This is a genomic window from Qiania dongpingensis (assembly GCF_014337195.1).
GTDB classification, from domain to species: domain Bacteria; phylum Bacillota; class Clostridia; order Lachnospirales; family Lachnospiraceae; genus Lientehia; species Lientehia dongpingensis.
In genome coordinates, this window is the sequence record NZ_CP060634.1 from 1072746 (window position 1) to 1087740 (window position 14995).

Here is a 14995-nt window from a genome sequence, read left to right on the forward strand (position 1 = left end):
TATGAAAAAAGCATCGGTTTTAGCCATCGCTCCTTACGACAGCCTGAAGGAGACTCTTCAGGCTGTTTCTCTTTCTTTTTCAAAATCTGCCGATATTGATGTCTTTGTTGGGGACCTGGAGCAGGGACTCCATTATCTTCATCAGTTCCCCGCATCCAAGTATGATGTCATCATCTCCAGAGGAGGCACGGCAAAGCTGCTTCAGAAGACAGCCAGCGTACCCATTGTGGAGGTTGAGACCTCCGCCTATGATATGCTGCGCACCATCACAGCCGCCAAACAGTACCAGATGCCCTTTGCAGTGGTCGGTTTTTCCAGCATCACCACCTCTGCTTCTCTCCTTAGAAATATCCTGAAGCTGGATTTTGAAATACTGGAGATCACCTCCGAGGAAGATGTCCAGCAGAAGCTGTCGGATCTGAAGGCGTCCGGAGTTTCCCTCGTTCTGGGGGATTCCATTACCGTCAAGACGGCTTCCCGGCTCGGACTTCTGAATATCCTCATTACTTCCGGCAGAGAAAGCGTGGAAAAAGCGTATCAAAAGGCCATCGACTACTATCAGAATATCGTCCTGACGCAGGTTGACAGCAGCATTTTCCGCTCTGTGATCGACAGCGGAAATATCTGCGTCATGCTCTTTGACCAGACAGGCGGACTGTTTTATGACAATATCTTTTCTCAGGATTCCTCTTTCCTCTCCCTGGAAGATACACTTCGTTCTTCCATACCCCGGCTGGATGAGGAACAAGAACTGCGAATGATCAAACGCCAGAAAAAAGTGCTGTTCCAGATATATGGGAAAAGGATTCCTCTCCGTTCCCAAGTTTATTATGCATTTTATATGACCCGAATTGTTGCAAAATCCTACTCTGCCCCCGCCCTCCTTTTTGATTCCTTTGACACCTACAAAGATGACCTGATGCTCCTCTCCACCGGCTGCGACTCCATGTCTCTCCTCATGAAGAAGATCGGTCAACTTGGACCCCGGCAGTTTCCTGTCTTCATCCACGGAGAATATGGCTCCGGCACGGAAACCATCGCCCAGTACATCCATAAAACAGGAGAGAGCAAAAGCTCCAGCATGATCTCCATCAACTGCCAGCTGATCACCCCGTCCACCTGGAATTCTCTGGTGGAGAACTCTGCTTCGCCTCTGAACGGAAACGGCTACACGATATTTTTCCAGGATGTCCATCTTCTGTCTTCGGCCATGCAGGAGATCCTGAATGAGTATCTGAAGGATACCGCGCTCTCCTCCCGCTGTCTGATTCTTTCTTCTTCCGCTCTGACGATGGAAGATCTAATCGCCGGACGAGAATACAACACCAGTCTTTACAAGCAGCTGGCTGGACTCATCCTTCATGTCCCTTCCCTCGCGGAAAGAAGAGAAGATATTCCTGTCCTCTCCACCCTGTGCCTGAACTATTATAACAGTCTCCTTGGCCGGGAGATCATTGGATTTGAACAGGACGCATTGGAATACCTTAAGAACTGCAGCTGGAAGCTGAATCTGTTTCAGCTGCACAATGTCGTCAAACAGCTGGCCATTTCCTCCACTTCTTTTTATATCACCTTAAAGGAAGTGAAATACGCGCTGAATGAGCGGAGCTCCGATACGGTACAGCTGCAGAACCTGGATCTGTCCAAAACTCTGGATGAGATTGAAAAGGATGTCATTAATCTCGTCCTGATGGAAGAAAATATGCACCAGACAAAAGCCGCAGAACGCCTCGGGATAAGCCGCAGTACCTTGTGGAGGAAACTGAACCACTGAAACCTTTATTTAGTCTAACCCGAAAGGTCAATGTAGAATGAGGATTTGTATTTTAGGGTTAGGTGTGATCAGAACCGCCTATGGATTTGCGTTTCAAAAGGCCGGCCATCAGGCAGAGCATTGGATCCGCGAACAGAAAAGAGCTTCTGCTCCCAACCGATTATCTGTTGAGATACTAGAGATATCATAAAAAGGCAAAGAAAAACGAGTGTAGCAAGCGGCGCAGTTCAAAACGCAATGGAGACAATAGCCGCCAACTGGCTTTGAACTAATGGGAGATTCTCATATGCTGGCAGAAGCAATACGCACAATCCGGGAGGCAATCAAGGCAAGCGTCATAATGAAAGACATTCTATACGGATACCTCTTAAGACAGCAAAAAGGCGTCTCACAAGCTTCTGTTTGGCTTGTGAGACGCTTTTATCAATACCGACTAAAGAATCGGTGACCTGCTGCTTTAGTGATTTCCTCCGCAGCCATGATGATCATGTCCGCCGCAGCCGCCGTGACCCTCGTGTCCATCTCCGTGGCCGCAGGAATGTCCTTCTTCATGTCCATGGTGAGTGCACATAGCATCGGGATCATAAGACAGGGAGCCGGCCAAGAATGACCCGACCTGAGTATCCGCTTCCCCAGCCGCGCCAGGGAACAGGCGAATACCGGCTTCTGCCAGGGCATTTCTGGCTCCGCCGCCGATGTTTCCGCAGATGAGCACCTCTACTCCCCGCTCCTTTAAAAAGCCTGCCAGGGCTCCATGGCCGGTTCCATTGGTATCTACAACTTCCGAAGACAAGATTTTTCCATCTTCTGTCTCATAAATCTTGAACTGCTCCGTATGGCCAAAATGCTGAAATATCTGGCCGTTTTCATAGGTCACTGCAAGTTTCATTTTCTTTCCACCTTTCTGCACCCCTGCCTCAGACAAATGTGTTTCCACAATCCGGTAACTTCCTCCTTCAATATGAAGGGAAGAACCCTCTACCAGAAATCTGGCTGTCTTTTTCCGCGCTTCCGCATAAAGCGCCTGAACGGTTGCCCGCTTTACATCCATCCTCGCAGCGCAGGCCTCCTGTGTAAGTCCTTCATAATCAATAAGGCGAAGCACCTCATATTCTTCCACACTGAGGATGATCCGGTTTCCACGGCATGAGTCCTCCCTTTCTACCGGCCCAAAGCTGCTGAATCGGGGCATCCTGCCTACGCATTTGCATTTGCTTGGTCTTGGCATGGCGTGCATCCTTTCTGACATTCTATTATTTTCATTGCCCTTAAAAATAATATATCATCTTTATTGGCATATGTCAATAATAATTTGCTGTTACCATTTATTGCAAAACAGCGTCCGGCATTTATCCGGACGCTGTTGATCATTTCAGTTCTAATGATACCCGCCGGCGGACGGCAGTTTTTTCGTCAGCCTCGGATTTCCTGTACGCTTTTTACAACCGTATGACGGATGGGCACCCATGTTACCTTTTTAAACAATGCCGCAATCGCAATGGGTACATATGTGAATATAAAAATGGGAAAGCTGAACATATACAGTATCTTCTTCCGTCCACTGCAGTGAATCTGCTTCCACTCCGTGATCGTGGTCACAAGGCCAAAGAAAAACAAGGAAATGTATATTCCAACGAGATTTCCGATAATCGCTTCTATCGTCATCTCAACCCAGCTCAAATGGCCGAGCAGCAGTCCGGCTGTTCCAAACACGCCGTTGATCACCAGCGTCACCATGGTCAATAAAGTAGCCGGAGCAAGGGTCATCATCATATCGTAGCACTGAAAACTGTGCTTCGTGGCCATCCCTCTCATGAGTCTCCCGCCATAATTCCCGAGTACCTGGTAAAATCCTTTCGCCCAGCGAAGCCTCTGGTTCCAAGATTCTTTAAAGCGGATAGGCTGTTCATCATAAAGAATGGCGTCTTCACAATACCCGATGATCCGGCCCTGGATGATACTGTCGGTGGAAAACTCAATATCTTCAGTGAGAAGATGATGCTTCCATCCATTGTTTTCACGGATGATTTCGTTGGATACCAGGAAGCCCGTACCCGATATGGCACAGCTGGTCCCGCACTGCATCCTCGCGCCGTTCAGATATTTGGATTCCCTCAAAAACCACAGAGCATAGCCGGCCGAGATCCAATTGGAACCGTAATTCTTCGAATTCCGATAGCTGGTGACCACCGAATAACCGCTTCCAAACACCTTATTCATCTCTGCCACATAATTCTCGTCCAGAACATTGTCCGCGTCAAAGACCATATATCCGTCATAAGCCTCCAGGCCTACCTTTGTATCGATCTTAGAAAACAAATAATTAAGCGCATACCCTTTTCCCACTTGAATATGGTCAAAACGCTCGTAAACAATCGCGCGGTGCTCCCTGGCCACCCGCGCCGTATCGTCTGTGCAGTTATCCGCTACCACATAAATGTCTATCAAATTCGAGGGGTAATTCTGCCTATGGATACTGTCCAGCAGCTCTCCTATGACCGTCCCCTCATTTCTGGCGGAAATCACCACCGCAAATTTATGGAGCTTATCCGCATCATAGTGCTTCCTTTTGGAAAACAGTCGAATAAAAACAAACACTATCTGATATAAATAACAGACGCTGAAAAGCAATAAGATCAGAAAATTAAAATTTCGAATCCATATGGTCATAACACGTCATTTCCTCTCGATTTTTTCCCGTTATACTCTCATCCCGTCAAAAACACAATATTCTTTCAATAACACTTTCATTACTACTTGCACCAGTATACAGAAAAACCTGTGTCTAATTTGTGTCTAAAGGTTTAAATTTTCCTTTAAATTTTCCTTTGTTTCTTACTGTTATTTTCCCAAAAAAGAAAGATTCCATGCACTGTTATTTTTTACAGTGCCGGAACCTTGTTTTCACTGAGCTTTTCCGGTTTGGAATCCCATGTTTTTCTTACAATTTTCTTAATTTTTCTTCAACACATATTTCAGGAATGCTTCGCAGCCTTCCAGGATATCTTCGTAGGTCAGGTCGAAATTACCCGTATACCAGGGATCGGCAATGTCTCTCGGCCTGCTTCCAAAATCCAAAAGACGCCTCACCTTATGTTCTGTGTCCTCTTCCGGCCTCATGCCGAGGATCCGGTACATGTTTGAAATATTCCTTTGTTCCATACCGATCAGATAATCGTACTTATCATAATCCGTTCTCTCCATCCGGACTGCCCGGTGGTCTCCCACAGGGATGCCGCAGGCCCTGAGCTTGTTACGGGTCCCCCTGTGCACCGGATTCCCAATCTCTTCATAACTGGTTGCTGCAGATTCAATCACAAAACAATCCTCGAGGCCGCGCTTCCTAACCATATCCTTTAAAATATATTCTGCCATAGGAGAACGGCAAATATTGCCGTGGCAAATAAATAGTATTTTTATCATCTTGATTATATCCCTTCATAAGCCTTCAAATGCCTATAATTGCCGGCTTTCCGGCGTTTTCTTGATTTTCTGTTTTTGCCTCTCTCTACGCATATCTACATAAATCTGCGTAAATTACCGGGCAAATGGTGTAGTAAGTGGTGTAGTAAACTGGTGTACAATCAACCTGATTTTCTCCTCTGCTCCGGCTTGTCAGCCTGCTTGAAGTCTACGATTTTCGCCATCTGCTCGGCAGCTCGGTCATAGCTTGCATGGGTATAAATGTTCAGTGTAACTCCCACATCTGAATGTCCCATCAGATATTGCAGTGTTTTCACATCCATACCGGCATTTGCCATATTCGTACAGAACGTATGTCGGAAACCGTGAGGGGTGATATTCGGTAAAGGCTGCTCTATATGGAGCTTCTTGTATTTCTTCATCGCCCAGCGCATTTCATTCTCGATATGCAGCGCAACCTTTGGATGCTCGTCTTTATCAATCAGAATGAACTTGCTATACCCATCCACAATCATTTCCGTTTTCACTTTTCTGCGGTTTGCAAGAATGTTTAACAAGCTCTGGTACACTTCATCCGTCATAGGGATAAACCGGCAGCCGCTTTCGGTTTTGGTTTTCTCCACATAATATTTCCCGCCACGCTCACGGACTAACTGATGGTCAACCCGGATTCTTCTCTTTTCAAAATCCAAATCGCTTTTTGTCAATCCGCAAAATTCACTGACACGCATTCCCGTTTGTAACAGAACAACAAATTCATCAAAATATTTGCAGTAGGTCTTATCCTCCCGGATAAAATCCATCCACAATTTCTGCTGCTCGTCAGTCATAGCAATACGTTTTTGTGAATCATTTGGAACAACATCTGTCAGTTTGAAATCAAAGGGATTCCTTCGGATAACATCTTCATTATATGACATCTGGAATGCCGGTTTGACAACGCCCCTGACGCTTGTAAGAGTGCTGTAGCCTTTGCCGTCTTGGTGGAGCTTCATCACCCACTGCTGGGCATCCGATACCTTAATATCCCTTATCTGTTGGTTTCCAAAATCTTCTTTCTTAACCAGATTCAATACAAAATTGTATCCTACTTTGGTGTTGTAACGAACACCTTGTTTCAAACTGATATAGCGTTCCAAAAGTGCTATTACGGTTACCTTACCTGCCGCATAATCAATACCCTCGTCAAGCTGCTTCTGAATTTCTTTTTCCTTTTCCCGAAGTTCTTTCAGGTCAGAGGAATAAACTGTCTGCCGCTTTCCTCGAATATCTGTGTACCGATATTGATAAATCAGGTCTTTTCTCTGGCTCTCTCCTGTCCGCAGGATTCGTCCTTTATTGTCTTTGCGTTTTTCGGACATTGTCAAACTCCTTTCCGTGATGGAAAGAGCCTTGATATGACACGTTCATTGTATCACATCAGGGCTGCCTTTTACATCACTTATTTGCATTAGATAGCATTAAATCGAATACGCCTGCTCAATGTACTGGTCGAACAGGCGTCGCTTAATCAATCTCTTATTCCCAACCCACAAGACAAACTTGCAGTTATCATCATTGGTTATATCTCTTAGCTTATTGATTCCCACACCAGAATAAGCCGCAGCTTCTTCCAGCGTTAAATTACTTTTTTCCCAAATGGGAATTTCCTTCATAGGCAGTTACCTCCATAAATTAGTTTATCCGACGGGAGCAGCCCTGCCGGAATGAAAAAATCGTTGTGTATTCGGTTCAAGTGGCGAAGTGGCAATACTGGCAATCTATAAAAATCCTGCCACTTGGATTTTCTTTTCCACTTCATTAGGCTTTCAGAGACAGCAGCCATTGTGTGCCGCTCCGCTCGGAAATCAGTTTGTTTCCCAAACTCTGCTTTGCGGTACGGACTGTCCGGGCAGAAATGCCACGCTGGGCTGCTGCTTTGTCTATGTCTGCACTTAACATCTGCTTTCCGTCTGCCAGCAGGTCAAGTATCAGCTTTTCCGCCTGTTCCGCTTTGGTTTCCGTATGCTCCACACCGGCAAGCAGCTCATCGGCGGTCATATCGTATTCGCCTATCCATTGAAAACCATTGCCGTCCCCCAAAGAAAACGCCAGCGACTTCCCCGGCGGGGCAAGGGAGCTTTTCTCCTGTATCAGCACCCTTGTGGTAGGGTCATTCTTTACTTTGCCGATAAAAAGCAGGCTGCGGACAACTGCTGTGATGTCAATGGAGCCTAACCCTCGGTAGGTACTTTGGCTTCCGGCGGCTTTGTTCAGATGTCCGATGAGGATAATGGCACAGCCTGTTTCCTGTGCGATTTCTCCCAGCTTTCGGAAAATGGGGCGTACCTCATTTGCCCGGTTCATATCCACATCAGCCCCTAAAAACGCCTGCACCGGGTCGATAATCAGCAGTCTTGCATGATTCTCCCTGATAGCCCTCTCAAGCCTTTTATCAGAAAGCGTCAGCGGTTTATCGCCATCGTCAATGACCATCACCCGGTCAAGGTCTGCGCCAGCTTTCAAAAGACGGGGCTTTACGGTATCGCCCAGCCCGTCCTCGGCGGTCTGGTAAATCACGTTGAAAGGCTCCAGCGGTTCCATGTTGGGGAGAGGACGGCGGTTGGTACAGGCAGCCGCAAGCTGCATGGCGAAATAGGTCTTGCCCTCGCCGGGGTTGCCCTGTAAAATCGTCAGCTTCCCAAAAGGCAGGTACGGCTCCCACAGCCATTCCACCGCCACCTCCTGCACCTCGCTCATGCGTATCATGGGGACGGGCGGCTCCGCTGCCGGTTCTTTCAGCGTGATTGTTTCCGCTATATATTTGCGGTTTGCTATTTCTTCTCTGTGCTGCAACACTTCATTCCAGTCTTTCATAGCCGGAAGCAGTCGCAGGACGGTCAAGCCCTCCGGCAGTTCAGAAAAAAGGCGGGTGCAGCCCTCGTTCCCAGCGTTGTCGTTATCCAGACACAGAAATATCCTGCGGATGTCCGGGCGTTCAGAAAGGAAATGCGTCAATGCTTTCCCTGCCACACCGCCCAGCGAAAGGTAGCTGCGTTTTGTCCAGTCTTTGGGATAAAGGCAGATAAAGGACAGCATATCAATGGGAGCTTCAAAGATAAAGAGCTGGTCGCTGTCTCCTTGATAACTGAAATTACAGGCTTTATCCGAACCGCTCATGTCTTGACGGAATTTATCGGATGTTCCCCGGCAGTGGGCGTATCTGGGAATACCGGGTGCGTTCTGCGTTCCGCTGCCCCGTCCTACAAAAACCACATTGTGGCGGGTGTCCTCGTAAATATCCCCGGCAGCGATAAAGGTATCGACAATGCCCCGGTCAATCTTTCGTTCCTCTGTCAGATATGTTATCGCTTTTGTGTTGGTGGCATTGTGCAATGGAAGCCGGAAGTCAGGCGATGGGGCGGGGCAAGCGTCCGGCTTGCCTGCGCCTGCTTCGCCGGTCAGCAGCTGCACCGCTTCCGAGAAGGACTTGCCGTAAAACTCCATCACAAAATCCACCGGGTAGCCGCCCCTGCTCCGGCTGTGCCGGAACCATTTATTTCCCCGCACCGTCAGGCTGTCATGGCATTTCCAGCGGTATTCTTTTCCGCTGCGTATGAGGGTTTCCCCCTGTGACCGTAAGAAATCTTCCATGTTGGTCTGATTTGCCCGGTCTATCTGTTCCTGCGAATAATACAAAATCGTCTCACCTCCAAAATCATAATTCCATATCTTGTTTCTTTCGCTGTATGTCCTTTGGCTGTTCTTTGTGACGCAGTGCGGTGTCTACGGCATTTTGCACCTGCCGGAGCCGTATGACTTCTTCACGGAGCGGCTTGTGCTGCGGGGACAGTTCGGCATACTCTGTTTTTAATTGTGCATATTCCTGTTTCCATGCTTTCAGGGCAATGGGTTCTCCGTCCAGCTTTTCTTTCAGAATGCGGCGGGCAGCATAAAACAGCCGCAAATCTGCGCCGTGGGCTTCTTCAAATTTCTCCCTCTGCTTCTTGAACTTGATAGTATTTAGTTCCGTATGAACCGGCTTTAGACGCTGGTAATTCTCGCCCTGCCGTATCAATTCCTCTAATTCTTTCATCCGGGCAGACTTCTCTTTCATAGAGCCGCCCAGCGTTTCAAATTCCCCGCTGACAGAGGAAAGGCGTTCCTGCAAATCTTCCAGCGTGAACAGCTTGTTTTCCGTCAGGTAATTGACTGCTTCCGCAAACTGTTTTAAGTTGCCGGTTCTGGCTTTATTGCTCCATGCCCCGGTATTTCGTTCATCATAGTAAGCGATCAGCAGGTCGGCAAGGCTGGGTGTCTGGGGTTTGGAAAGTTCTTCTTTTACTTCTGCCATCCAGCCGAACAGGGCTTTGATTTTCTTGCGTACATCCTGCATGAGCCGGTTGGTGGCTTTAATCCAGCGGTTCAGTTCCCCTTTCTCGGTGCGGATGCCTTTTGCTTCCATCTGCCGGACGTTGGCTCCCTCATGGACAGTAGGTATCAGGTCAACCCCCTGCCGCACATAGGAGCGGTGGTCGATACGTACATCCAGCCCCTTTTCTTCAAACTTCCCATTGCATAACATGCTCCATGCTTCCCGCCAGCGTTCCAGCGTTTCCGGCTCGTGCCAGTCGGTGGTATGGACAGCGTTAAACACATAATCGCCGTTTTTATCCCGGACACGTTTTCCATCTTCATCAAGGATATATTCCCGCCGCTGTTTCTGTCCCCATGTACCATCGGGATTCAAGGGGCGCATAGTTGTCATTACATGAAAATGCGGGTTGGGGATACCGCCCTTTTCCTTGTCCGGGGTGTGAAAGGCAAGGTCGGCAATCATACCCTTTGCCACAAACTGCTCCTGCACAAATTTCCTCGCCAGCTCCATATTTTCTTCCAGCGTCAATTCATTCTGCATGGCAATGTCAAAGGAATAGGCAAGCTGGGCTTTGGGGTGCTTCTCGCATTTCTCCACGGCGTTCCAGAGGGCTGCCCGGTCAAGATATGCTTCCGGGGCATGGGGCGGCAGCATGATTTCCGAAGCAATCACACCGCCTTTTTTCGTGTAGTCGCTGACCTCTCCATAGTAGCTGCTGAAAAGACGCTCTCCGGCTCGGTAGGCTGCGCTGGCAATGGCACTCTGACCGGCACTGCGTTTTATCTGGTCGATTGAAAAATGATACAGTGCTATTCTTAGTCACCGCCTTTCTCCTGCGCTGTACTTCGGCTGTGGCTCTCCATAGCGGATTGAATGAGCTGCACCGATTGCGGTAGGTTCAGAAGATTATCCATCAGGGAATAAAATTCTGTTTCGGTCAGCTCCTTTGTCTGCGGCACAATGCTCTCAATGGCTGCCCTGTGGGTAATCAGCCGGTGTGTCCGCTGTTTTCGGGAGCCGCTTTCCAGATACGCCTGCCGGTTTTTCAGACGCTGCATTTTCCGTTTTTCCTGTTCCAGCAGAGCGGTGGTTTTTTCATATTTTCTTTTTAACTGTTCTAAAGATTTTCCCATGTTCTCACATCCTTTCTTTCAGATAAAGAAAGACCATCCGCAGACGGTCAGTATGTCGGTACTTCTATAAAACCCGATGAAAAGTGAAAGACGCAAAGCGGATTTCTCTTTTCGGCGGGTACACAGGGGATAGCCGCTTTAGCGGCGCAAGGTGGGTGTAGCCCCCTTGTCGGAGCGAAGCGAACGCAGACTTCCTCTGACTGCAAAAGCTGGCGGTCAGAGAAGCAGCTCCGCAGGACGCACGATACGGGTCTGAAAGATCTGTATAGAAGTGCGCCCTTAAGTTTTAAGGGATTTTAGGCTTCCTGCGCTGCGCCCACGAAAAGCCTGCCCGTTTCCGGGCTTCCCCTGAAAAAAATCAATCCTTTTCCCGGTCTGCCTTTCTAGCTGAACGTTTGGAAAGATACTTCGGGCAGTCAACCACAACCGCCCGGAAGCTCTGCTTACATTGGTGCTGGCATTTCCGGCACAGTTCGTTGTAAGTGATACGGCTGCGGTCATTTAAGAAGAAAGACCATTCCAGCCGCCGCTTGTTGCTCATTCTCGCCATAACCGGCTCCTTTCTCCGTTTCTATCCGCTGTACGCAGATAGTCGGTTTTAGTGTAGCGTTTCGGTATCATTTTCAAGGTTTTTTCCCTCTGTATGCGCCTTTGAGAAAGGCGGCAGTATTGCAGATAGGGAATGATACTTTCCCTTTATTTGTTGCTTCCCGGTACGGTTTCGAAGCCTTTTGCCATCCATTCAAAGAAAGCAATCTTACTGACCTTGATAAGTCTGCCCCTGCGGAACGCCGGAAAGCCGGGTGTGTGTACCAGCTCATAAGCGCTCACTCTTGAAATTCCCATAATCCGCTGGATGTCTGCCACATCCAGAACCAGCGGTAAATCATCATAGCTGCTCAATCTCTTTTTATCGTTCATTCTGTTCCTCCCATAAATCAAATAAGTTAAAATGCTTCCTGTTGCCGTTCTCCCCAAAAGCCGTTATCCTGCCCCATTCCTGCGGCGTTTCCCGGCATTGGTGCGCACGTCGTCGCAAGCTTTGTATCGTTCGTTTCCGCATATATGCGAAAACTCACTCACGCCGCTGCTCCTCCTTCCCCCACAAATCTATGATTTGCGGGGACCCCCGTTTAGCCCACTTCTCCTGCCGGTCATATCCCTTTTGGACGGTCATGCACTTGTCAAGATACTGCGTGGCACGAAATTACCAACCGCAATCATCATAACGGACTGTCCTTGACAAAACAATACTTCTGCGATACCATGAGTGTAACGGATATGATTGAATTATATAATTACCATAAGAAAAGGCAGGGGATAGGAATGGAAAACAAGTTTGTGCGGCATGAACCGTGTTTTGAGCGGATTTTGTTTGTCCTGACGCTGGACAGAAAGAAAATGAAAGAGCGGATTTTGATTGGGGAAGAACAGCAGATTCGCTTCCGGCTGGACGGGAGCAAATATGCAGAGGTGCTTTGTGATGTGACACGCCCGCTGGGAACTTTTCTGATAAATTTTGAGCAGGACACGGACAGGGAATGGAACTTATATGGGCTTTCTCCGCTGCGGCAAGCTCTCCACTCCAACCGGTGGAAACAGCCGGAGCTGGAACAGGCGGCAAGTGAATTTCTCTGGAAGAAATATCTTAGCAATGACCCTTTGAAAATGTATGTGGCGTTCCGTATCTGGAACAGCTATCTGCTTGCCAGAGAACCCCGTGACCGCAATGCTGCCTGTGACCGCTTCATGGACAAAATGAGCAGTCTGACAGGGGCATTCCATGACAGAGCCATGAGTTTTGATAAGGAGACAGGAAAACCGAAACGCTTTCAAGCTGGCAGTCTTTATTTCAAAGGCGCACCGTCCGAAGATACCCGGCTTGACCTTTGGTTTCCGGACAACCGGCGCACAGAGGAATGTGTGTCTGCCTATGCGTCCCTTTATCCGCTTATTACCTACTATCTGAACCGGCTAAATGACTGGGGGCTGTGCTTCCGACAGTGCAAGGTCTGCGGGAAATATTTTCTGGCAAAGAGCCAGCGGTATGAGCTGTGCAGCGACAAGTGCCGCAAGGCGCAGGCACTTCAAAACAAGCGGGAGTTTGACGAAAGAGCCAGAGAAAATAACTATGATTTGCTTTATAAAAATGAATGTCAGAACTGGCGCAACAAAATAAACCGGGCAAAGAATACCACCGGTTTTCCGGCTGACCGTCTGGAAAGAATACAGGCTGCCTTTGCTGATTTCAAGAAAGAAGCGTTGCAGAGAAAAAAGGCTGTGAAAACAGGAACAGCCAGCCCAAAAGAGTTTACGGACTGGCTGTATCAGCAGAGTAATGTAATTGTGGAGCTGACGGATTATTGAAGAATGTTCGTCAGCTTTATGGCAGTGCAAATTTATATCCGATGCCGGTAACGCTTTTAATATAATCAGGATCGCCCGGTTCTGTCTTTAACTTTTTTCGCAGATTGCATACATGGTTATTGATGGCTTTCCGGGAATAGTAGGTATAATCCTCATTCCAGACCAACTCCATGATAAGTTCATAAGTAAATACCCGTCCGGGATTCATAATGAGCAGGAGCAGGATGTCGAACTCTTTTACAGTCAGGGCGATTTCCTGCTCATGGACTATTACACGCCTGTATTCCAGACAGATGTATAAATAACCCTCACGAAACTCTGTGAGCGGAAGTTGTTGTTGCCATCTATGCTTTAAGCCGGAACACATGGTTTCAACTTTTATTTTCTCTGGACTTTCAAGAAGATACTGTGCAAGTTCTTTCCGTTGCCTTTCATCAAGCAGAAGTAGTAACTTTTCTCCAATCTGTCTACCGGATTCAGATATGTCAAATACAGCTAATTTCCCATTTATACCATCTCCTCATGATTATCCATTTGCGAACCAGGCGAAACTGTCAACGGCAATACTTATGTGCCGTTCATCTTGATCGTTGACTGGCTCGGCTGGCTTTGTTTTTTTTATAAAGAATCAAACTCGCAATCGTTGCAATTAGCTCCGTTACCACAAAAGTAAACCATACATAACGCAAACCTGCATAATGGAAAATCCACGCAAGGGGAACCAATAATACTATTTGCCTGAGAACCGTAATGAAAATACTTGCTTTTCCACGGTCAATTCCTTGAAAATAGACAGTAAACATCATTACCAAACCTGCCGGGATAAAACTTCCAGATATGATTCTCAAAGCAGGACACCCTATATGGATAATGGAATCACGGTCAGAAAATATGGACAGTAGCCGCTCCGGAATTGCCATAAAAATCACAACAGCAACAAACATAATTCCACAGGAAAAAAGTGTTGAATATTTTAATGTATCACGCACTCTTTCTTTTCTTCCAGCTCCATAGTTAAAACTGATAATTGGCAAAATCACTTGTTGTAACCCCATTAAGGGAATAAAGAAAAATGTCTGCAATTTGTAATAGATGCCCAGAACGGTGACAGCGTCCTCTGTAAATAGTTTCAGCATCAAATTCAAACCCGCAATATAAAGTGTGTATAAGGACTGCATGATAATAGATGGGATTCCCGCCCGGTAAATCTGAATACAGTTTTGGACTTGTACTTTCCCCTGAAAATGGTAAATCTGGCAAACCGCAGCGAAGGTAATCATCATTGCAACAATCTGCCCTGCGATTGTTGCAATGGCGGCTCCCGCAACGCCTAACTCCGGCATACCGAACATACCAAAAATCAGAATAGGGTCAAAGATTACATTGATAACTGCGCCTGTCACTTGGGCAATCATAGGGGTGACCATGTTTCCCTTAGCCTGCAAAATTTTTGTGCAATTTGATTCGATAAATAACCCGAAAGAGCCTACAAAAACAATTTGTGCATATTGGATTCCCTGTTCTTGTACAAGTGTTTGGTCTGATGAAACAGAATAATAACTTTTGATGAAAAGCAATCCCAAGAAAGCAAAAATCAAATAGTTCAAAAGCCCTAAAAACAATCCACTTTTTACAAAGTCCGTCTGTGATTTTGTTTCTCCCGTTCCGTCCATTCTTGAAATTAGAATGTTAATACCTGTTCCGGTTCCAGTTGCAAGAGCGGTCATTAAAAGCTGGATTGGGAAAATAATAGAGAGGGCGGTCAATCCGGCTTCTGAATACCGGGAAACAAAATAGCTGTCAACGATGTTATAAACTGATTGTATTAAGAGCGCCAGCATAACCGGCGGTGATAACTTCCATAACAACTTGACGATAGGTGTATCTTCCATGTTCCTCACATCCTTTCCGTAATATGATAGAGCATGGAGTTACTACACG

General features: G+C 47.2%; 14 protein-coding genes. 2 read left to right on the plus strand and 12 right to left on the minus strand.

From position 1 onward, the window contains the following. Position 1: 1 nt before the first annotated feature. On the plus strand, positions 2 to 1774 hold the full coding sequence (locus H9Q78_RS05000; RefSeq protein WP_249303966.1) for a sigma-54-dependent transcriptional regulator: 1773 nt from the start codon (positions 2 to 4) through the stop codon (positions 1772 to 1774). Between the two features lie 457 nt (positions 1775 to 2231). On the opposite strand, the gene H9Q78_RS05005 is transcribed toward H9Q78_RS05000, so the two are convergent. The 10 genes from H9Q78_RS05005 to H9Q78_RS05050 all read right to left on the minus strand — a co-directional run bounded on the left by H9Q78_RS05005 (position 2232) and on the right by H9Q78_RS05050 (position 11608). Beyond that, positions 2232 to 3002, minus strand: a complete 771-nt coding sequence (locus H9Q78_RS05005; protein ID WP_249303968.1) for a NifB/NifX family molybdenum-iron cluster-binding protein — start codon at positions 3000 to 3002, stop codon at positions 2232 to 2234. 185 nt (positions 3003 to 3187) lie between these two features. Beyond that, on the minus strand, positions 3188 to 4444 hold the full coding sequence (locus H9Q78_RS05010; protein WP_249303969.1) for a glycosyltransferase family 2 protein: 1257 nt from the start codon (positions 4442 to 4444) through the stop codon (positions 3188 to 3190). Positions 4445 to 4726: 282 nt separating this feature from the next. Further along, positions 4727 to 5197: a low molecular weight protein-tyrosine-phosphatase gene (locus H9Q78_RS05015; protein ID WP_249303971.1), complete on the minus strand. Its 471-nt coding sequence runs from the start codon at positions 5195 to 5197 to the stop codon at positions 4727 to 4729. Between the two features lie 161 nt (positions 5198 to 5358). Then, positions 5359 to 6558, minus strand: coding sequence for a tyrosine-type recombinase/integrase (locus H9Q78_RS05020; RefSeq protein WP_249303973.1), 1200 nt, complete (start codon positions 6556 to 6558; stop codon positions 5359 to 5361). A 99-nt stretch (positions 6559 to 6657) separates the two neighbouring features. Further along, entirely contained in the window at positions 6658 to 6852 is a 195-nt protein-coding gene (locus tag H9Q78_RS05025; RefSeq protein WP_249303975.1) for an excisionase, read from the minus strand. Between the two features lie 145 nt (positions 6853 to 6997). Beyond that, entirely contained in the window at positions 6998 to 8875 is a 1878-nt protein-coding gene (locus H9Q78_RS05030; protein ID WP_249303977.1) for an AAA family ATPase, read from the minus strand. A 19-nt stretch (positions 8876 to 8894) separates the two neighbouring features. Beyond that, positions 8895 to 10367 carry a MobQ family relaxase gene (mobQ, locus tag H9Q78_RS05035; protein ID WP_249304746.1) on the minus strand — a complete coding sequence of 491 codons (1473 nt, stop codon included), beginning with the start codon at positions 10365 to 10367 and terminating at the stop codon, positions 8895 to 8897. Between the two features lie 2 nt (positions 10368 to 10369). Next, positions 10370 to 10687: a DUF3847 domain-containing protein gene (locus H9Q78_RS05040; RefSeq protein WP_249303978.1), complete on the minus strand. Its 318-nt coding sequence runs from the start codon at positions 10685 to 10687 to the stop codon at positions 10370 to 10372. Between the two features lie 358 nt (positions 10688 to 11045). Continuing rightward, positions 11046 to 11237 carry a hypothetical protein gene (locus H9Q78_RS05045; protein WP_249303980.1) on the minus strand — a complete coding sequence of 64 codons (192 nt, stop codon included), beginning with the start codon at positions 11235 to 11237 and terminating at the stop codon, positions 11046 to 11048. Positions 11238 to 11383: 146 nt separating this feature from the next. Next, on the minus strand, positions 11384 to 11608 hold the full coding sequence (locus H9Q78_RS05050; RefSeq protein ID WP_249303982.1) for a helix-turn-helix domain-containing protein: 225 nt from the start codon (positions 11606 to 11608) through the stop codon (positions 11384 to 11386). A 405-nt stretch (positions 11609 to 12013) separates the two neighbouring features. On the opposite strand from H9Q78_RS05050, the gene H9Q78_RS05055 reads away from it, so the two are divergent. Then, positions 12014 to 13054, plus strand: a complete 1041-nt coding sequence (locus H9Q78_RS05055; protein ID WP_249303984.1) for a DUF6076 domain-containing protein — start codon at positions 12014 to 12016, stop codon at positions 13052 to 13054. A 16-nt stretch (positions 13055 to 13070) separates the two neighbouring features. Here H9Q78_RS05055 and H9Q78_RS05060 read toward each other — a convergent pair whose 3' ends face one another. Next, complete coding sequence (locus H9Q78_RS05060; RefSeq protein ID WP_249303986.1) at positions 13071 to 13421, minus strand: winged helix-turn-helix domain-containing protein; 351 nt, start codon at positions 13419 to 13421, stop codon at positions 13071 to 13073. A gap of 211 nt (positions 13422 to 13632) precedes the next feature. Further along, the gene (locus H9Q78_RS05065) at positions 13633 to 14946 is read right to left on the minus strand and encodes an MATE family efflux transporter (protein WP_249303988.1); all 1314 of its coding nucleotides are present in this window, start codon (positions 14944 to 14946) and stop codon (positions 13633 to 13635) included. Positions 14947 to 14995 lie beyond the last annotated feature (49 nt).